This is a genomic window from Oceanospirillum sediminis, assembly GCF_014164585.1.
GTDB lineage: Bacteria > Pseudomonadota > Gammaproteobacteria > Pseudomonadales > Halomonadaceae > Oceanospirillum > Oceanospirillum sediminis.
Map to the genome: position 1 here is coordinate 1 of NZ_JACJFM010000222.1, position 361 is coordinate 361.

Annotated in this window: 1 pseudogene; it reads right to left on the reverse strand. The window is 38.0% G+C overall.

From position 1 onward, the window contains the following. Window positions 1-361, reverse strand: a pseudogene (locus H4O21_RS28485) (hypothetical protein); the annotation flags it as partial.

Consider the following 361-nt stretch of genomic DNA (forward strand, 5'->3'; position numbering starts at 1 on the left):
TGCTTAACGGTAAATAATCTGGTAGCATTTATCCCAAGCAACCAGTCGCCAATTGCCCTAGAAAAACCAGCGTAATACAAATTATCATAATCTGAAGCTGGTTTAAGGTTTTCAAAACCCTCTTTAATGGCCTCTGAAGTTAAGGAAGATATCCATAAACGTTTCACTTCACCTTTGTAATGGGCTTCGTTCATCACCCAACGTTGAATGAGTTCTCCCTCCTGCCCTGCATCACCGCAGTTTATAATGACTTCAGCTTTTTCAAATAGCCCTTTTATAATGTTGAATTGTTTTTGAATCCCTGAATTTGAAGACACTTTTACCTCAAACTTTTCAGGTAGCATGGGCAAATTGTTTAAAT